Source organism: uncultured Pseudomonas sp. (genome assembly GCF_913774235.1).
In the GTDB taxonomy this organism is placed as follows: Bacteria; Pseudomonadota; Gammaproteobacteria; order Pseudomonadales; family Pseudomonadaceae; genus Chryseomonas.
On the sequence record NZ_CAJYDW010000017.1, the window covers coordinates 394,053 to 411,740 of the forward strand.

At 66.4% G+C, this 17,688-nt stretch carries 19 protein-coding genes; 10 read left to right on the forward strand and 9 right to left on the reverse strand.

Going from position 1 to position 17,688, the window contains the following annotated elements; translation table 11 throughout:
* The first annotated feature begins 12 nt into the window (after positions 1-12).
* Complete coding sequence (locus QZ471_RS18900) at positions 13-348, forward strand: protealysin inhibitor emfourin (protein WP_017640065.1); 336 nt, start codon at positions 13-15, stop codon at positions 346-348.
* Between the two features lie 4 nt (positions 349-352).
* Here QZ471_RS18900 and QZ471_RS18905 read toward each other — a convergent pair whose 3' ends face one another.
* The gene (locus QZ471_RS18905) at positions 353-1,384 is read right to left on the reverse strand and encodes an MBL fold metallo-hydrolase (protein WP_295466631.1); all 1,032 of its coding nucleotides are present in this window, start codon (positions 1,382-1,384) and stop codon (positions 353-355) included.
* 50 nt (positions 1,385-1,434) lie between these two features.
* On the opposite strand from QZ471_RS18905, the gene QZ471_RS18910 reads away from it, so the two are divergent.
* Positions 1,435-2,049, forward strand: a complete 615-nt coding sequence (locus QZ471_RS18910) for a pseudouridine synthase (protein ID WP_295466633.1) — start codon at positions 1,435-1,437, stop codon at positions 2,047-2,049.
* Between the two features lie 10 nt (positions 2,050-2,059).
* Here QZ471_RS18910 and QZ471_RS18915 read toward each other — a convergent pair whose 3' ends face one another.
* Together QZ471_RS18915 and QZ471_RS18920 are read right to left on the reverse strand one after the other, a co-directional pair.
* A complete protein-coding gene (locus QZ471_RS18915) occupies positions 2,060-3,025 on the reverse strand; it encodes a HAMP domain-containing protein (RefSeq protein ID WP_295466635.1) in 966 nt (321 codons plus the stop codon).
* A 62-nt stretch (positions 3,026-3,087) separates the two neighbouring features.
* On the reverse strand, positions 3,088-3,687 hold the full coding sequence (locus QZ471_RS18920) for a LysE/ArgO family amino acid transporter (RefSeq protein WP_295466637.1): 600 nt from the start codon (positions 3,685-3,687) through the stop codon (positions 3,088-3,090).
* Positions 3,688-3,785: 98 nt separating this feature from the next.
* Here QZ471_RS18920 and QZ471_RS18925 point away from each other — a divergent pair, with 98 nt between their 5' ends.
* The 3 genes from QZ471_RS18925 to QZ471_RS18935 all read left to right on the forward strand — a co-directional run bounded on the left by QZ471_RS18925 (position 3,786) and on the right by QZ471_RS18935 (position 6,888).
* Positions 3,786-4,670 (forward strand): LysR family transcriptional regulator ArgP, encoded by an 885-nt coding sequence (locus QZ471_RS18925; protein ID WP_295466639.1) that lies wholly within the window; start codon positions 3,786-3,788, stop codon positions 4,668-4,670.
* A gap of 82 nt (positions 4,671-4,752) precedes the next feature.
* Positions 4,753-5,697, forward strand: coding sequence for an NAD(P)-dependent oxidoreductase (locus tag QZ471_RS18930; protein WP_295466641.1), 945 nt, complete (start codon positions 4,753-4,755; stop codon positions 5,695-5,697).
* Positions 5,698-6,033: 336 nt separating this feature from the next.
* Positions 6,034-6,888, forward strand: coding sequence for an ATPase (locus tag QZ471_RS18935; protein WP_295466643.1), 855 nt, complete (start codon positions 6,034-6,036; stop codon positions 6,886-6,888).
* On the opposite strand, the gene QZ471_RS18940 is transcribed toward QZ471_RS18935, so the two are convergent.
* The 4 genes from QZ471_RS18940 to QZ471_RS18955 form a co-directional block, all read right to left on the reverse strand.
* Positions 6,869-7,927: an ion transporter gene (locus QZ471_RS18940; RefSeq protein WP_295466644.1), complete on the reverse strand. Its 1,059-nt coding sequence runs from the start codon at positions 7,925-7,927 to the stop codon at positions 6,869-6,871. The genes QZ471_RS18935 and QZ471_RS18940 overlap by 20 nt on opposite strands.
* Positions 7,924-8,484: a cob(I)yrinic acid a,c-diamide adenosyltransferase gene (locus QZ471_RS18945; protein ID WP_295466646.1), complete on the reverse strand. Its 561-nt coding sequence runs from the start codon at positions 8,482-8,484 to the stop codon at positions 7,924-7,926. Before QZ471_RS18945 ends, QZ471_RS18940 begins: the two co-directional genes overlap by 4 nt.
* 19 nt (positions 8,485-8,503) lie before the next feature.
* Positions 8,504-10,525, reverse strand: a complete 2,022-nt coding sequence (locus QZ471_RS18950) for an ATP-binding protein (protein WP_295466648.1) — start codon at positions 10,523-10,525, stop codon at positions 8,504-8,506.
* 203 nt (positions 10,526-10,728) lie between these two features.
* Positions 10,729-11,643, reverse strand: coding sequence for a putative 2-dehydropantoate 2-reductase (locus QZ471_RS18955; RefSeq protein WP_295466650.1), 915 nt, complete (start codon positions 11,641-11,643; stop codon positions 10,729-10,731).
* A gap of 123 nt (positions 11,644-11,766) precedes the next feature.
* Between QZ471_RS18955 and QZ471_RS18960 the strand changes: the two genes are divergently transcribed.
* On the forward strand, positions 11,767-12,246 hold the full coding sequence (locus tag QZ471_RS18960; RefSeq protein WP_059225930.1) for a YajQ family cyclic di-GMP-binding protein: 480 nt from the start codon (positions 11,767-11,769) through the stop codon (positions 12,244-12,246).
* 96 nt (positions 12,247-12,342) lie between these two features.
* A complete protein-coding gene (locus tag QZ471_RS18965; RefSeq protein WP_295466651.1) occupies positions 12,343-13,215 on the forward strand; it encodes a mechanosensitive ion channel family protein in 873 nt (290 codons plus the stop codon).
* Between the two features lie 27 nt (positions 13,216-13,242).
* Here the strand turns inward: QZ471_RS18965 and QZ471_RS18970 are convergent, their stop codons facing one another.
* Both QZ471_RS18970 and QZ471_RS18975 read right to left on the reverse strand, forming a co-directional pair.
* A complete protein-coding gene (locus tag QZ471_RS18970) occupies positions 13,243-14,964 on the reverse strand; it encodes an AmpG family muropeptide MFS transporter (RefSeq protein ID WP_295466652.1) in 1,722 nt (573 codons plus the stop codon).
* 28 nt (positions 14,965-14,992) lie between these two features.
* A complete protein-coding gene (locus tag QZ471_RS18975) occupies positions 14,993-15,331 on the reverse strand; it encodes an MGMT family protein (protein WP_295466654.1) in 339 nt (112 codons plus the stop codon).
* A 236-nt stretch (positions 15,332-15,567) separates the two neighbouring features.
* On the opposite strand from QZ471_RS18975, the gene QZ471_RS18980 reads away from it, so the two are divergent.
* The 3 genes from QZ471_RS18980 (at position 15,568) to QZ471_RS18990 (ending at position 17,668) form a co-directional block, all read left to right on the forward strand.
* A complete protein-coding gene (locus QZ471_RS18980) occupies positions 15,568-16,575 on the forward strand; it encodes a DUF481 domain-containing protein (protein WP_295466656.1) in 1,008 nt (335 codons plus the stop codon).
* A gap of 151 nt (positions 16,576-16,726) precedes the next feature.
* Positions 16,727-17,185 carry an FxsA family protein gene (locus QZ471_RS18985; protein WP_295466658.1) on the forward strand — a complete coding sequence of 153 codons (459 nt, stop codon included), beginning with the start codon at positions 16,727-16,729 and terminating at the stop codon, positions 17,183-17,185.
* A 189-nt stretch (positions 17,186-17,374) separates the two neighbouring features.
* Positions 17,375-17,668 carry a co-chaperone GroES gene (locus QZ471_RS18990; RefSeq protein ID WP_007161933.1) on the forward strand — a complete coding sequence of 98 codons (294 nt, stop codon included), beginning with the start codon at positions 17,375-17,377 and terminating at the stop codon, positions 17,666-17,668.
* Positions 17,669-17,688 lie beyond the last annotated feature (20 nt).

Below are 17,688 nucleotides of genomic sequence, written 5' to 3' on the forward strand. Positions count from 1 at the left end.
AGGAGAACGGTGATGCGCGAATTACCTCCGCTGGGCAAGGACACCGTGGTCAGGCTCTCGCGACAGGGCGGCTTTGCCCCCTTGCATGCGCTGAGCAAACCGCGGGAGATCGAATTCGGCCAGTACGACAGCGCACAGCGCGGGCGCATCTGCTCGGTGCTGGAGCGCTGTCTGCCGGAATCCGGCGAGCCGACCCAGGTCGGGCGGGGTGATCAGCGCTATTTCAAGGTGGAGCTACGCTTCCGCCCGCAGCCCGCCGAGCAGGAAGACGAACTGACCCTACTGATCCCCGAAGACCGCGCGCCCAGCGAGCTGGTGCGCCTGTGGGACAAGGGCCTGGTCGAGTAGCCACTCAGGGCACCGACCAGACCTCGCCCGGCGTTGGCGCTCGAAAGTCCGCATCCGCCAGACCATGCAGCGCGCGCGCGTGAGCGAGGTCGCGAGGTGGGGCGAATTGCTCTTCGTCGCTGAGCGGAAAGGTGCCGAAATGGATACCCAGACTGCTACGCGCCTCCAGCACCTGATGGGCCCGTACGGCATCGTCCGGGTTCAGGTGGCTGTCCTTCATGAACCAGCGCGGCTCATAGGCGCCGATGGGGATGGCGGCGAAGCGGGGCGCCCCCAGACGTTCGCGGATCTCCGCAAAATGCGGGCCCCAGCCGGTATCTCCGGCGAAATAGATCGGTCCCTCCGGCGCTTCCAGCACGAAGCCACCCCAGAGCCGGCGATTGGTATCGAAGCGACTGCGCGCCGACCAGTGCTGGCCCGGTACCAGATGCAGGCGCAGCCCCTCCTTTAGCGGCAGGCTTTGCCACCAATCCAATTCAGTCACCGTGACGAAGCCGGTCTCGCGACGAATCAGTTCGGCGTTGCCCAGGGGTGTCACCACCGGCGTCAAGGGCGCGCGCTCGGCCAGGCGCCTCAGGGTCGCTAGATCCAGGTGGTCGTAGTGGCTATGGCTGACGAAGATCAGGTCCAGCGGCGGCAGATCATCCAGGGCCACGCCGGGGGCGTGATAGCGCTTCGGGCCGATGAAGGTGAAGGGGCTGACCCGTTTCGACCAGACTGGATCGGTGAGGATGTTGAGGCCCTGATGCTGGATCAGCAGGGTGGCGTGATTGATGAAGGTCACCCGTAGCTCGCTACCTTCGACCCGCGCAGGAGGACGCGTCGGCACGGCCGGGCCGTCCTGCCATGTCCATTGCGGACGTGTCCGGGTGAACTGCCACTTGAGCAATGTCCAGAGACTCTTGTCCTCGCGTGGTGCCAGATTGTAGAAGCGTTCACCGTCGAAATGGTCGGAGCGCGGACCTTCGTAGGCCGATGAGGCGCAGCCGGTCAGGGCAAGGAGGTGGATCAGCCACAGCGGACGAAAGATGCGCATGGGACCTCGGGCGATTAGACTGGACGGCCCAGCTTACCCCTTAGCTATCCATGCCGCGAAATCCTCGTTCCGCTGCCGGCCCCCGGCCCCGCCGCCAGGCCAAGGCGCCACCGGCCACGCCGCGGTTGCTACTGCTCAACAAACCCTTCGATGTGCTCACCCAGTTCGCCGACGCCGACGGCCGTGCGACCCTGAAGGCTTTCGTTGCAGTGCCAGGCGTCTATCCCGCCGGCCGGCTCGACCGCGACAGCGAAGGCCTGTTGCTGCTGACCAACGATGGCCAGCTGCAGGCGCGCATCGCCGATCCCAGGCACAAGCTGCCCAAGACCTATTGGGCCCAGGTAGAGGGCACGCCCACGGAAGCGCAGTTGCAGCAGCTACGTGAGGGCGTGGAGCTCAATGACGGTCCGACCCTGCCCGCCGAAGCCCGCTTGCTGGCCGAGGCGCCGGTGCTCTGGGAGCGCGATCCGCCGGTGCGCTTTCGCAAGAGCGTGCCCACCGCCTGGGTGGAACTGACCATCCGCGAAGGACGCAATCGCCAGGTGCGCCGCATGACCGCCGCCGTGGGGCTGCCGACGCTGCGACTGGTACGGGTGCGCATCGGTCCCTGGGCGCTGGATGGCCTGGCACCGGGTGAGTGGCGCGAGGTGCCGGCGTCTCTCTAAGTCCTGGGCGTCAGTCCTGACGTTGGGTGGCCGCGTCCTGCAGATCCCGGGCGACATCGGCCAGGCGCCGGCTGACGTCTTTCAGCGTCTGAGTGTCGATCTCCCGCGTTGGCTGGCCGGGCTCGGTCAACAGCTGGGCGGCCAGCAGGGCGCTCAGGGATTCGACTTCGGCGGCCTGGTGGCGCAGGTCGTGGGTGTGCTGCACGGCGGCGTCGCGCAGCAGGTTGGTGCTCTGGGTCAGGCGGCCCAGCTCGTCGTCCCGCCCCACCGGCAGGCGTTCGCCGAAACGCCCACGGGCCAGTTGGCCCAGTTGCCGGGCGCAGGCCACCAGTGGATCGACCAGGCGCCGCTCCACCAGCCGCACACCGAGGAACAGCAGGCCACCGCCGCAGAGCAGCAGCGCCAGGCCACCGAGCAGGATGTCGCGTTGCGCTTCGGCACGGATGGTGGCGACCTGGGCGGCGGTGCGGCCGTGCAGCTCGGCCACCAGGGTGGCGAAGCCATCGGCGGTCTCCCGATCGATCCCGCGGACCTCCGCATCGCCCCGTCGCGGATCGCGGCCATTGGCCAGATAGGCCGCGCGACCGGCGCGATAGCGCTCACCCAGGCGGGCATGCTGGGCACGCAGGGCGGTCAGGCGCGGGCGTAGATCTTCGTCGACGCTGGCAGCCAGGCGTTGCAGGCGCTGGTCGACCTCTTTCTCCTGGGTCAGGAACGCCTGCCAGTAGCGCTCGGCGGTGTCCGGATCGCTGCCGCGCAGCAGCAGGTTCTTCCATTCCTGCACCTGGATCTTGAAGCTCAGGTGGGTGTCATCGATCTCCACCAGCCGCTCCAAGGGCCCCTCGACCAGGCTCTGGTAGCGATTCAACTCGCGGGAGAGCAGGGCGAAGCCGGCCAGGGCGATCAGCAGCATCAGCAGCAGGCTGCCACCGAAAAGCAGCAGGCTCTGACTGCGGAGCGAGCGGGCGAAGGGCATGACGGATCTCGATACGGAAAGCAGAACCGCAGCTTAGGGCTCCCGCGCGGCTAAGGCCAGTCTCAGGCGGAGACCAGTAACTGGGCCGCCACGGCGAACATCACCAGTGCCACCAGCAGATCGATCAGCCGCCATACGTTTGGTCGCGCCAGGTAGGGCGCGGCCCAGGCCGCACCCAGGGCGAGGCCGAAGAACCACAGCAGGGAGGCGGTGGCGGCGCCGAATACATAGGCCAGGGGCGCCGTCTGCTGGCTGCCCAGCGAACCCACCAGCAGCACCGTATCGAGGTAGACGTGGGGATTGAGCAGGGAGACCGCCGCCGCGGCCAGCAGCGCCTGGCGCCGACTACGCGGATTCGCGGCTTCCAGACTGCCCAGGGCCGCTGGTCGCCAGGCCCGGCGCAAGGCCTGGGCGCCATACCAGATCAGGAAGGCGGCGCCGCCCCAGCGCAGGATCACCACCAGCAGCGGACTGTGCTGGATCAGCGCCGCCAGGCCCAGCACCCCGGCGGCCACCAGGATCACGTCGCAGGTCAGGCAGAAGGCGGCGATGGCCAAGTGGTGCTCACGACGCAGACCCTGGGCCAGCAGGTAGGTGTTCTGCGCACCCAGCGCCATGATCAAGCTGGCCATGGTCAGTAGCCCGGTGAAATAGCTGTTCATTGCGGAATGACGCCTTGTCGTCGTGGAATGGCTGCTACCTTGCCGGGTTCGGGGGTATAAGAAAAACCAATATTCCTTATGCAGCATTAGCCAAATCGATGATCGACTACAAATTGCTGGAAGCGCTGGCCGTCGTGGTGGAAGAGGGCGGCTTCGAGCGCGCCGCCCGACGGCTGGGCCTGTCGCAGTCGGCCGTCTCCCAGCGCATCAAGTTGCTCGAAGCCCGGGTCGGCCAGGCGGTACTGGTCCGGGAGACGCCACCCCAGCCCACCGCGCCGGGATTACGCCTGCTGCGGCATATCCAGCAAGTGCGCCTGCTGGAGGCCGACCTGGGTAGCGAGGTCCCGGGACTGGCCGAGGAGGTACCGCAACGCCTACGCATCGCCCTCAATGCCGACAGCCTGGCCAACTGGTGGCCGCTGGCAGTCGGCCCCTGGGTGAGGGCGCAGGGGGTGCTGCTGGATCTGGTGGTGGAAGACCAGGACGTGGTGCTCAGACGCATGCGCGCGGGCGAGGTGGCGGCCTGTCTCTGCGCCAGTGGCCAGCCCCTGGCTGGCGCCCGGGTCAGCGCCCTGGGCGCCATGCGCTATCGGGCCCTGGCCAGTCCGGACTTTCGCGCTCGGCAACTGGCTGGCCTGCCGGACCCCCTGGCGTTGGCGCGGGCGCCGGCCATCGTCTTCGGCCCGGACGATCGGCTACAGCACCGCTACCTGGAGCAGTTGGGCATCACCGATCCCTTCGACTATCACCTTTGCCCCTCCGCCGAAGGCTTCCTGCAGATGACCCTGAGCGGCATCGGCTGGGGCCTGCTGCCGGACATCCAGAGCGCTGCCGCCCGTGCCAGCGGCGCCCTGGTGGACCTGGCGCCAGGTCTCTGGGTGGACGTACCGCTGTTCTGGCACCACTGGCGCAATGGCGGCGCCCCGCTGCAGGCCCTGACACGGCATCTGGAGCGCAGCGCCGGCGACTGGCTGGTACGCTAGCGGCGCCCGTCCGGGGCTTTGGTTACACTGGCCGCCCGGTCGCCACGGCGCGGCCGCGGCACCTTTGGGGAATCCTAGCGACATGCGTATCTTGATCACGGGCGCCAGCGAGGCGCTCGGGGCAGGCCTGGCCTGCGATCTGCTCGACCGCGGCCAACTGGTGCGGGTGCACGGCCGTCCCGGCGCGACCCTGGATGCCCTGGTCGAGCGCGGCGCCGAATACCGGCCGGCACTGCTCGACCAGCCCGAGCAGGTGGTGGCCCTGTGCGACGACATCGATGCCATCGCCCACTGCGCCGACGTGGCGGGCGTACCCACCCCCGCGGCCCTGAGCCAGGGCCATGTGCTGATCGAGGCTTGCCTGCAGCAGCAGGTGGCCCAATTCGTCTACGTCTCTTCCGCTCGTGTCTACGAACGCGGCGGCGAAGGGCTCAAGGAAGACCAGGTACCGGCCAAGCCGCGGGGCAGTGAGGCCCAGCGACGCCTGCAACTGGAGCGCCTGGCCCTGGCCGCCGGGGAATTCGGCCCCCAGGTGACGATACTGCGCCCGGCGCAGGTGCTTGGCCTGGCCGATCGCGACTGGGCGCGCTGGCTGCTCGAGCGGGCCAAGGCCAAACAGCTCTGGCGGCGCGGCAGTGGCCTCAATCGTTGGGACTTCACCAGTGCCGCCAGTCTACGTCAGGCGCTGGTGACGCTGCTGCTGGAGCAACCGAAGGCGGCCAGCGGCAAGGTGTTCAACCTCAGCGACGGCCAGCCGCTGGTGTGCTGGGATGCGGTCAACTTCCTGCTGCGGCGCTTCGAGCTGCCGGCGGTGACCCAGGCGCCGGCCCTGAGTCCGCGCGCCCTCTATGCGCGCTTGCGCACCCCGCGCCAGGAGGCGCGCTGGCCCGCATTGCTGGACAGTCCCTTCACCCTCGACATCCGTGCCGCCCAGGAGGCCTTCGGCTTTCGCCCGGAAGCCGGTTCCTGGGCCGCCTTGGAAGAGTATCGACCACGCACGCGACCCGCGCGCAGCGGTCCCGCCTAGTGCGGTGTTTCAGAAGTTATCTGCACAATTTTGGCGGCGTTTTTTGTCCTTGGACGTCGTTGCCACTCCTCGCCATAGCCCTGCTATGACTCGTCGCGGCGCCTAGCCCATGAACAAAAATCACTCGCCAATTCTTGCGCGAACTTCTGAAACACCACACTAGATCGCGCCCCCCGTCCGGATGCTGCGCCCCTTGATGGCGTATTGATATCGATGCAGAGTGCGTGGCGGTGCACGATCCCGACATGAATCCGCGCCGCCTGCCCCTCGTCTCTCCAGACGTGGCCGCTATACTGGCCGCATTTCCGACTTCCGCTTTCTGGTCATAGGTCTGCCATGCGCAACGATCTTCTCGATGAAATGGACAATGTCCCGAGCCTGACACCGGAGCGCGACGACCGCCGCCCCGTTGGTCGCCGGCCGGTCGAGGCCGACGAGGTCTATCACGAGCCCGCCGCCGTTCATGCTCGCCCGGTCCGGCGCGGCCCTTCCACGGCGCCGCTGTGGGTGCTGGTCGCCGCCCTGACCCTGGCCCTGGCCGGCGTCGCCTGGTGGAGTCACCAGCAACTGGTGCTGATGCAGGAGCAGGTGGTGGCCACCCAGGAAAACTTCGCCCGCATCAGCGAGGATGCCCAGGGCCGGCTGCGTGATATCTCCGGCAAGCTGGTGGAAAGCGAGTCCTCCGGCACCACCAGCCGCGAGGCCTTGCTGCTGCAGGTCAAGACGCTGCAGACCAAGGTCGCCGAGCTCACGCGTCAGCAGCAGGGCGTGAGCGACAACCAGCAGGCTCAGGACAATCGTCTGCAGAACCTTTCCACGGCGCTGCAGACGGTGCAGACCGGCAGCAGCGAGGTGGACACGCGGCTGAAGGCGTTGGCCGACGAGCAGGCCGCGCTGAAGAACGGCGTGGCCCAGGCCGGCAACTTGGCCGAGCAGGTGGCCAGCCTGAACGCCCAGAACAAGGCGCTGCAGGCGGACATCGCCGCGCTGAAGAAGCCGAGCGCTCAGAGCCAGGCGCTGGGCGACATCCAGCAGGATCTGCTGGTGCTGCGCAGCGAGCTGGACGCCCGCCCGGTCGGGCCGGACAGCAAGGAGTTCGACGCCTTCCGCCTGCAGACCACCCGCAACATCACCACCCTGCAGAGCCAGGTGCAGAACCTGCAGCAGCAGATCAGCGCCGGGGCGCGTTGATCGGATCGATCTCGCTGCGCTGCCACTCCTGCGGCCAGAGCTCGCCATCGAGCTGATCGAGCCGACGCTGCAGGACCTTCTGCTTGAACACCTCGAGGATTTCCACCAGCACGTCGTCCAGGGCACTGTCCTGGGCGCCGCTGGGCAGGCTCTGATCGAAACCGTGGTCGGCCAGGCGACTGGCCAGGGCGCGGAAGTCGCGGGTACGCAGACTGGCCGCCGCCTCCCGCACCAGGCCGTTGACGATGTCGGTGAGCACCCCGTCCAGGGTGTCGGCCAGGCGCTCGCCCATGGGTAGCCGCTTGAGGCGGGCCAGGTCGGGATTGTCGTCCAGCGCACGTTGCACCACATCGCCTACCAGGCGCTCCAGGGTGGCGCGGTTCTGCGTGTAACCCTGTTCCACCATGGTCTGGATGCGCAGCGCCATGCCATCGATCAGCCGCTGCTTGCGCGGGCGGATGACACGGTCGATGACGCTCTGGGAGAAGTCGTCGCGGGTGTTCAGCTCGTCCTGCAATTCGCCGCAGATCTTGATCATCACCCGATCCGACAGGTCTTCCATGAGCAGCTGGTAGTAGTGGTCGAACAGCCGATAGGGCTGCCAGCGGCGCATGTCGATCAGCCCCAGGCGCTGCAGGCGCAAGAGCAGCGAGATGATGCGCAGCGCCCGCAGTAGGCGGAAGCCGCCCAAGGGGATGCAACCGAGCACGTCGTACCAATGGATGAAGGGGTAGTGGTACCAGCGGGCATGGCGGCGCTCGATCACCGCCACCAGCCAGCCGAGCAGCACGTCGGCGATGAAGAAGGCGACGAACACCAGGTCGATGCTGGTGAAGTGGGCGTGGATACGTTCGCCATAGAAGGCGTGGAAGCCCGGCAAGAGTGAAGCCAGGGCCCGGTTGAGCGGCCCCAGGGCATAGAGGCTATCGAACAGGATCAGCGCCAGGTTGACGCAGACCAGGATGAGGATCAGGCCGTCCCAGAGCGCCAGCAGGCCCTCGTGGCGACGCGGGGGCGGAGCGGCGGGCGCACTGGTCATGGCCGCGCGGCCTGCCAGAGCACCTCGCTCACGCCCTGGCGGCGGGCGACGATGCGTGCCGCGACGAACAGCAGGTCGGACAGCCGATTGAGATAGGCCAGGCCCTGGCCTTCCAGTGGCTCGACCGCGTGCAGGCTGCGGCAGCGTCGCTCGGCGCTGCGGGCCAGGGTGCGGCAGACATGGGCCTGGGCCACGGCACGGGAGCCGCCAGGCAGGATGAAATTCTCCAGCGGCCCCAGCTCGGTGTTCCAGCCATCGATGACCTGCTCCAGGCGTTCGATCTCCACCGCCTGCAGGGCGCGATAGCTGGGCATGGCCAGCTCGCCACCGAGGTCGAACAGGCGGTGTTGGCAGGGCGCCAGGACCTGGCTCACCTCGGCCAGGCGGGTATCGTCCGCCAGTTCGGCGAGCAGCAGGCCCAGGGCGCTGTTGAGTTCGTCCACCGCGCCGATGGCCTCGATGCGCGGATGGTCCTTGGGTACCCGGCTACCGTCGGCGAGACCGGTGTCGCCGGCGTCGCCCTGGCGGGTGTAGATCTCGGTGAGGCGAAAACCCATGGCGCGGCTCCTGTTGGGGTTAGGTCGATTCGACGTCGGCCTGAACGAGGGGCAGGCGCAGGGTGAAGCAGGTCCCTACGCCGGGCGTGGAGTGCACCTCCATCTGCCCCTTGTGGTTGTTGGTGATGATGAAATACGACACCGACAGGCCCAGACCGGTGCCCTGGCCTACTTCCTTGGTGGTGAAGAAGGGCTCGAAGATGCGCTTGCAGATGTCCTCGGGGATGCCGATGCCGTTGTCTTCCACCTGGATCTCCGCCCAGCCGCCGCGCAACTTGGTACGCAGGGTGATGCGGCCGTATTCGCCTTCCTCCTCGTCATCGCGCAGGTGGATGGCCTGGGCGGCGTTCTTCAGCAGGTTGAGCAGCACCTGCTCCAGCTCGTTGGCGATCACTGGCACCGGACCCAGGCTCGGATCGAATTCACGAATGATGGACAGGGTGCGGAAGTCGAAGCCCTCGGCCAGGTCGAAGTCGTTGCCGGCGATCTCGATGGCCTGGTCGATCAGCGGCGGCAGTTCGCTGGCCTCCATCTTGCGATGGCTGCGGCGGCTGAAGGCGAGCATGTGGCTGACGATCTTGGCCGCACGGCTGCCGGCTTGGTGGATGCCGTCGAGCAGGCGGGGGATCTGCCGGCTTTCCAGGTAGCAGTTCACCGCGTTGAGCTCCACGCCCGATTCGGCGGCCTGCTCCAGATTCTTCGGCAACTCCGGCGACAGTCGGCGGCGGATGTTCTGCACGTTGTGCAGGATGGCGCCCAGGGGATTGTTGATCTCGTGGGCCATGCCGGCGGCGAGCCCGCCCACCGAGAGCATCTTTTCCGACTGCACCATCATCTCTTCCATGTTCAGTCGCTGGGTGATGTCGTCGATGCGAATCACCACGCCGCGGCCGGCGCCGCCCATCAGCGGGTAGAAGGTGAGGGTGTAGTGGCGCGGGGTATCGGTCAGCGCCCAGGTCACCCGCTCCACCTTTTCCACCCGCAGCAGTTCGGCGGTGCGGCTGAGTTGCGGCAGGAAGGGCTTGAGCGAGGGGAAGGCGAGGAACACCGGCTGGTTCAGGGCCTCGTCCAACTGGGTGCCGGAAAGGTGGGTGGCCTCCTGGTTCCACTGGGTGACGTAGAACTGCTCGTCCACGGCGATCAGCGCCGAGGGCATGGAGTCGATTATGCTGTTGAGGTAGTTCTGGAAGCCGGTGAGCTTCTTCTCGATCTTGCCGCGGACCTGCACCTCCAGCTCCAGCTTGCGGTTGGAACGACGGGTTTCCTCGGCCAGGCTCTGGGCTTGCAGCACGGCGTACTGGGCATCGTCGCGGGCGCGCTTGAGCTGCTGCTCGCGGCCCTGGATTCGGCCGAGCATGGTGTTGAAGGATTCCGCCAGGCGCCCCAGTTCGTCCTCGCTGCCCTTGCTGGCGCGCAGCGAATAGTTTTCCTCGCGGGTCACCTGGCGCGAGAGTTCTTCCAGCTCGCGAATCGGCAGGGTGATCAGTCGCTTGATCTGCCGCGCCACCACCAGCCAGAGCAGGATACTGAAGGTGAGGATGGCCAAGCTGGCGGTCAGGGTGCCGCGGTAGAAGGCCCCGGGCAGCTCGCTGCTGGCCACCAGCAGCAGATGGCCGGGCGGGCCTTCGGGGCGCGGCAGCTCTACCAGCAGGTTGGTGCGGAATTCGCGCAGGCGCCAGGTCTGCAAGTCTTCGAAACGCTCGGGGACCTTCAGGCGATCGCCGTTGTGCAGCTCCGCCAGGCGCTGACCCTGGCTGTCGTAGACCACCGCCAGACGCAGCGGTGCATAGCCGTCCAGTTGCTGCAACTGTGCCTGGGCCGCCGCCGGCGAGGCCAGCACCTCGCGGCTCAGCACCGGGCTGGCGAACAGCCGGCCGAGGGTCTGCAACGCCTGGGGCGCCACGCTTTCCTGGGAGATCCAGTAGGCGGCGCTGATGAAGGTCACGTTGGCCACCACCAGCACCGCGACCATCATCACCAGCAGGGCGGCCAGCAACTTGCGGCCGACCGGGAGATTCTTCAGGCGTTTGGCGAGGATCATGAGGCAGCCGTTCCAGCGAGGGGACGGGCAGGGTAGCCCGCCAGGGTGGTGTTCTAGAAGTTCGCGCAAGAATTGGCGAGTGATTTTTTGGTTGGGGCAAGGCGCGGCGACGAGTCATAGCAGGGCTATGGCGAGGAGTGGCAACGCAGCTCCAGCCGAAAAAGCGCCGCCAAAATTGTGTAGTCAACTTCTAGAACACCACACTAGTCCACGGGCAATCCACGCTCCTCCAAGCGCGCCCGCAGGCGCTGGTGCAGGGCCTCCAGTTGCGGCACCGGCAGGCGCAGGCGCTGGGCGATGGGCAGAGCATGGCCGAGCAGGTAGCTCACCTCGGTGCGCTGGCCGCGCTCGACGTCCTGCAGCATCGAGGATCTGTTATTGGCGGTGGCGGTGATCACCGCCTCGACTTCCTGCTGCAGCCCCTGGGCCGCAGGCGCCAGACCCATGGCCTCCAGCAGCGCCGCCAGCTCGCTGCACAGGTCGGCGACCTCGCTGGCATGCTGGCGCAGTTCGCCGTTGCGACAGCGATGCAGCACGGTCAGCGGATTGATGGCGCAGTTGATCGCCAGCTTGCGCCACAGGCGGGCGTCGATGTCGTCCGTCCAGCGCAGGGTGAAACCCAGGGCGGTGAGGGTATCCAGCCAGGGCGGCGGGGCTTGGGTGCCAAGCTGGTCGCCGATCCAGGTCTGACCGGCGCCGGCCGCCACCACGTGGAAGTCGGTTTCGCGAAAGGCGCCTTCGGTAGTGCTGGCCCTCAGGCAGCGCGCCCGGGGTACCCGTGCCGCGACGGCATCCTGGCTGCCAAGGCCGTTCTGCAAGAGCAGGATCTCGGCGTCGGGTTCCAGGCGCGCGGCGACGCTGGCGATGGCCTCCTCGGCGTCGTAGCTCTTGCAGGCCAGAATCAGCCGGCGGATCGAATTGCCGGCCTCGGGCGCCTCGGCCGGCAGGGGATAGAGGCTGGTGGTATCGCCCTCGGTAAGGCGCAGCCCGCCGCCGGCGCGGTACTGCGCCAGGCGCGTGCGATCGCGCAGGATCAGCCGCACCGGCTCGCCGCCGCGGAACAGCCGCGCCGCCCACAGACCGCCCAGACTGCCGGCGCCCAGCACGTGCCAGCTCACGAGTGTGACTCCAACGTCGATTCCTTGCGCATGGTCGGATTCCTGAGGAAGAGGGCCAGTCGTTATAATGGTCGGTCAGGCTGCAGCGTCAAGGCTGCCCCATCGCAACCCAGGAGAAAACCCATGCCTTCCTTCGACGTGGTATCGGAGCTGGACAAGCACGAAGTCACCAACGCCGTGGACAACGCCGTCAAGGAGCTCGACCGCCGCTACGACCTGCGCGGCAAGGGCAGCTTCGAAGTCAAGGACCTCAGCGTGACCCTGACCGCCGAGGCCGACTTCCAGCTCGAACAGATGCTGGAGATCCTCAAGGTCAATCTGGCCAAGCGCAAGATCGACGTCCAGTGCCTTGAGGTCAAGGACGCCTACGCCTCCGGCAAGACCGTGAAGCAGGAGACGACCCTGCGCGAGGGCATCGACAAGGAGCTGGCGAAGAAGATCGTCGCCCTGATCAAGGACAGCAAGATCAAGGTGCAGGCCGCCATCCAGGGCGAACAGGTGCGCGTCACCGGCAAGAAGCGCGACGAACTCCAGGAAGTCATCGCCCTGCTGCGCACCCAGTCCCTGGGTATGCCGCTGCAGTTCGACAACTTCCGCGACTGAGGCGGATTTCGGAACCTCTGGAGCTACCGTCCGTCGCAGGTAAGGCGTGGCCCTGGCGCCACGCCTGATTTTTTCCTGTGCGTGGAGAGGTAGACGATGGATTTTAGTGCCCAGACCGATCACCTGCTGACGGCGTTCACCGCCTGGCTACCGGTCATCCTGCAATATTGCGGCAACGTGGTCCTGGCCCTGATCACCCTGTGGATCGGCTGGTGGGTCATCAATCGCCTGACCGGGCGCCTGGCCGCGCTGTTCACTGCCCGGCACATGGATCAGGCCCTGGAAACCTTTGTGGTGACCCTGGTCAACATCGGCCTCAAGGTGATGCTGGTGATCAGCGTCGCCTCCATGATAGGCATCGCCACTACCTCCTTCGTCGCCGCCCTCGGCGCCGCCAGTCTGGCCATCGGTCTGTCGCTGCAGGGGAGCCTGGCCAACTTCGCCGGCGGGGTGCTGATCCTGCTGTTCCGTCCGTTCAAGATCGGCGACTACATCGAGGCCCAGGGCGTGCAGGGCACCGTGGATTCCATCCAGATCTTCCACACCGTGCTGCGCACCGGCGACAACAAGACCGTCACCATCCCCAACGGCAACCTGTCCAACGGCATCATCACCAACCAGTCGCGGCAGGCCACCCGGCAGATCGTCTTCGACGTCAAGGTCGGCTACGACGCCGATCTGCAGAAGGCCAAGCAGGTGCTGGCCGACATGGCCAAGGACCCGCGGGTGCTGGACACCCCGGCGCCGGCCATCGTGGTAGCGGGGCTGGGCGAGACTTTCATCACCGTGTCCCTGCGCTGCTGGACTGCCAACAGCGATTTCTGGGGCACCCAGTTCACCTTCAACGAGCAGATCCGCGACCGGCTGCGCGCCGAGGGCATCGACATCGCCCTGCCCAGTCGGGTGGTCAAGGTGCTCGACGACAAGGGTGACGAACGCGCCGCGGCGGCGGCAGGCGGCGACGCCTAAGGGAGGCTGGGGCGGCTACCGGCCGCCTCAGTTGCTGCCGCTGGCGGAGTCGCTCGCCAGTGGGGTGCGCCGCTGGCGCAGCCAGAGCACCGCGATCAGCAACAGGGTGGGGATACCCATCAGTGCCGTCAGCGAGAAGAAGGAGCTGTAGCCGACGTGCTCCACCAGGGCGCCGGAGTAACCGCCCAGCAGCCGCGGCAGCAGCAGCATCAGCGAGCTGAGCATTGCGTACTGGGTGGCCGAGAACCTCAGGTTGGTCAGGCTCGACAGGTAGGCGACGAAGGCCGAGGTGGCCATGCCGCCACTGATGTTGTCGGCGCAGATGGTGGCGATCAGCAGCGGCACGTTGGCGCCGGAGGCGGCGATCACCACGAATAGCAGATTGGTCAGGGCCGAAGCGGCGCCACCGAGGAAGAGGATCGGCAGGATGCCCGCCCGGGTGATCAGCACCCCGCCCAGGCCGGCGCCCAGCAGGGTCATGAACACCCCGAAGATCTTGCTCACCCCGGCGATGGTTTCCTTGCTGTAGCCCACATCGATATAGAAGACGCTGGCCATCACTCCCATCACCGTGTCCGACAGGCGATAGGTGGAGATCAGCCCGAGCAGCAGCAGCGCCTGCCATTGGTAGCGCTGGATGAATTCGGTGATGGGTGTCAGCACCGGCGCCATCAGCCGGCGGCCGGGTGCGGTGAGGCAGAGCCAGGCGATCAGGGCGTACATCAGGCCGCGTGGCCAGTAGCCGCCGGCCAGCGCCGAGAGGCCGCCGGTGACGGCGACGATGAGCACGATCAGCAGGATCACCGAGACCATCTGGTGCACGAAGTCGAAGCGCGGCAATTCCTCGGCGTTGACCGCATCGCGCAGGCGCAGAGGTTCGCGCATGCGGCGTAGCAGGTCGCTCAGCGGCTTGGCGCAGTAGCGCCCCCAGGGCGACAGGCAGCCGAGGATGAACAGCCCGTAGAGCAGTGCCCGCGGCCAGGCGTGGGCGATGATGGCGTTGATGGCGGCGGGGATGGAAATCAGCATCACCAGCAGCAGGGCGACCGCCACCAGCTGGTGGTTGAAGCCGAAGCGCGATTCCGCCATGGCCATGGGTGCCACCGGCACCGGCTCGCGGATCATCAGACTGGTCACCAGGCCCGGCAGGACCAGCAGGGCGAACAACATATAGGTGGTGGCCCAGGCGCTCTGGCTGTAGTCCAGCTTGGACGAGCCAAGCTCCTCGGCAAGGAACAGGGCTCCGGCGCTGGCCAGCAGGGCGGCGATGCGATAACCGGTCATGTAGCAGGCGGCCAGGGCGGCCTGGCGCTCGTCGTCGGCGATCTCCAGGCGATAGGCGTCCACCGCGATGTCCTGGGTGGCCGAGGCGAAGGCCACCAGCACGGCAAGGGCGATCAACTGTTCCAGGTGCTGCTGCGGATTGCACAGCGCCATGCCGATCAGGCCCAGACCCACCAGGATCTGCGACAGCACCAGCCAGGAGCGCCGACGGCCGAGCTTGCCGATTAGCGGCAGCTTCCAGAGGTCGAGCATAGGCGACCAGACCCATTTGAAGGCATAGGCCAGGCCGATCCAGCTGGCGTAGCCAATGGTCTCGCGACTCACCCCCGCCTCGCGCAGCCACACCGAGAGGGTGGAGAACACCAGCATGGCCGGCAGTCCGGCAGCGAAGCCCAGCAACAGCATGGCCAGACAGGCCCTGGACTTGTAGGTGGTGACGGCTTCACGCCAGAAACGTGCAAACATGCCCTTGGGCTCGGAAAAAACGCGCACTCTACTCGACACCCTCAGCTGGATTCCACCGGTACCGACGCATGTCTACCCGGTCCTCGTACAGCATCACGCCCTCGGCGCGCAGCCGCTCGCGCTGCTCCCGCCCCGCTGGGCTGTCCAGGGGCAGGCTCGGCCGGCCATCCGCGGCGATCACCCGGTGCCAGGGCAGGTTGCTGCCCGCAGGCAGTCGTCCCAGCACCCAGCCCACCCAGCGCGCGCCACGCCCCAGGCCAGCGAGCGCCGCCAGTTGGCCGTAGCTCACCACGCGCCCGGCGGGGATGGCGGCCAGGGCCTGGAAGACCGCTTGGCGGCGGGGATCCGAAACAGCGGAGTCGCACATGATGCCTCGATGCCGTGGACAGAGTGCCAGTGTGCCGAAAAGTTTGGTTACGGTGGGAATGAAACGTGTCAGCTGTCCGCTTTCTGGCAATTCTCTCCGCCGTTGAGCCGGTATTTCCGAAAACTTGCGCAACTTTTACCCAGCAGCTGTTGCGCCAGGTCCTGCTACCCGGATAATCGCCACCCGCTCGTTTCGTTACCTTTCCACCCAAGTCCACCCAAGGTGTCCTGGTGCCCATGCGTTTTCGATTCCTTACCTCACTCGCGCTGCTGTCGCTCGTGTCCTTCGCCCACGCTGACACCGTCTGGCTCAAGAACGGCGACCGCCTGACCGGAACCATCAAGCTGCTCGACAGCAAGAAGCTGCTGCTGCAGACCGAGTACGGCGGCAACATTCCGCTGTCTTGGGACAAGATCAAGACCCTGCAACGTGACCAGCCCGTGATCGTCCAGCGCGGCAAGTACGAACCCGATTTCCCGGTGGAAAGCCTCAAGCCGGCCGACGACGGCCAGGTGGTGGTCAATACCGCGGACGGCCAGCAGACCGTACCGCTGGCGAGCATCACCCAGATCGTGCCGCCGCGCCCCTTCCTGCGTGACTTCGCCTGGAAGGGCAACATCGACGCCGGCCTGGATTACATCAGCTCGTCCCAGGACAGCGAAAAGTACGATATCGACTTCAAGACCCAGGCTCGGCACGGCATGTGGCGGCACAATGCCAACGGCAGCTATGACCGCTACGAAGCCGACGACGTGGTGTCGACCAGCAAGTACGATCTGCAATACGCCCTGGATCGCTTCTTCGACGAGAAATTCTTCTGGCAGGGCCGCGCCGAATACAAGCGCGACTGGATCCAGGATCTGGCCAAGCAGCGTATCGTCGGTACCGGTCCGGGTTACCAGTTCTGGGACAACGAACTGGGCGCCTTCTCGCTCACCGGCCTGCTCAACCAGAACCGCTACGAGTACCGCGATGGAGGTTCCAGCGACTTCCTCTCGGCGAGCATGAAGTGGGACTACAACCGTTATCTCTACGGTCAGACCATCCAGTTCTTCACCACCGGCGAACTCGGCCGGCCGCTGGACAACACCGCCGACCTGACCTTCGATGGCGACATCGGGTTGAGATACAAGGTCACCAACTGGGCGTCCCTGAACCTCAAGGCGTCCAAGGAACTGACCAGTGGCGCCGAGGGCAACGTCAACCAGACCGAGTACACCGCCGGTGTCGGTGTCTCCTGGTAACCCGATGTTTCCCTGACCGCCCGCAATACCCTCAAGGCCGCGACTTTCGCGGCCTTGTCGTTTCTGCCGGCCGCTCGGCGACAACCTTGAAATCGGCGTGTTCGCCTCCATCTGCTGTCTTTCAACCGGTTTCTACCGTGAAGGATCCGAGATGCGCGTGACCGCCTTACTCTTCTTGCTGTTCCCCTTTGTGGAACTGGCCGTACTCATCAAGATCGGCAGCGAAATCGGCGTGCTCGCCACCTTCGCCCTGTTGCTGCTGAGCTTCCTCATCGGCGTCGCCCTGCTGCGCATCGCCGGTTTCACCACCCTCTGGCGCATTCGCATGCGCCTGGCCCAGGGGCAGATGCCCGAGCAGGAAGTGGTCCAGGGTCTGACCCTGGCCATCGCCGGTGCCTTGCTGATCTTCCCCGGCTTCATCAGCGATTTCCTGGCGCTGATCTGCCTGCTGCCCGTCACCCGCAAGGCGCTGCTCGGCGCTGTGTTGGGCCGGGTGACCCGGCGGGCGCCCGGGGCCCAGGGCTACCAGCCCGGTCCGGGCTCCGCTACGCCCCATCGCCCCGAGGTGATCGAGGGTGAGGTCATCCATCGCGACGAGGAAAAGCGCTAAAAATTTTCCTGGCCACCCTTGAAATGCCTGGCGACAACCTCATGTAGCGGACACCGCAAGGTTGTCGCCGCAAGGCGAGCAGGTTTCGCGATCCGTCTCGGGCGGGCCGCACCCGGCGCAGCCGGTAAAAACAAACTGCCGATGCAGTCATCGGCGCTGGAAACACTTAGAACTTTGGGAGATACGACAATGGCGCTTCGTCCTCTGCATGATCGCGTTGTGATCCGTCGCAGCGAAGAAGAGACCAAATCCGCTGGCGGCATCGTGCTGCCGGGCTCGGCTGCCGAGAAGCCGAACCGCGGTGAAGTGGTTGCCGTAGGCACTGGACGCGTGCTGGACAACGGCGATGTCCGTGCCCCGGCAGTAAAAGTGGGTGACAAAGTGGTTTTCGGTCCCTATTCCGGCAGCAACGCCATCAAGGTCGATGGTGAAGAACTGCTGGTCATGGCCGAGTCCGAAATCCTGGCCGTCATCGAAGGCTGATCCCCGCTCACTTTTCGAAT